Source organism: Ochrobactrum sp. SFR4 (assembly GCF_019730395.1).
Classification (GTDB): domain Bacteria; phylum Pseudomonadota; class Alphaproteobacteria; order Rhizobiales; family Rhizobiaceae; genus Pseudochrobactrum.
Genome location: NZ_JAAPBB010001488.1, coordinates 1 through 230, shown reverse-complemented (window position 1 = coordinate 230; position 230 = coordinate 1). Strand labels below are relative to the sequence as shown.

The window sequence follows — 230 nt, the reverse complement described above, 5'->3', positions numbered from 1 at the left end:
TGCAAATTTTGCATCGGGCGACCGGAGCCGTTCATGCGGCAGGTTTCTATCAGGCGCATCAAAGTGGTGGCGAGATACTGGCCGTGCGCGAGGATGTCGGGCGGCATAATGCGCTGGACAAGCTGGCAGGCTTCTTATTGCGTGGTGAGGGCAGGGCTAAAAATGCCGATCCGGCGCGTGGCGCTGTGGTTGTAACCAGTCGCGTTTCGCTGGAGATGGTGCAGAAAACA

At 58.3% G+C, this 230-nt stretch carries 1 protein-coding gene; it reads left to right on the top strand.

Going from position 1 to position 230, the window contains the following annotated elements; all coding sequences use genetic code 11:
- On the top strand, nt 1-230 hold a 230-nt coding region (locus HBA93_RS23980), incomplete at both ends, for a formate dehydrogenase accessory sulfurtransferase FdhD (RefSeq protein ID WP_221724874.1).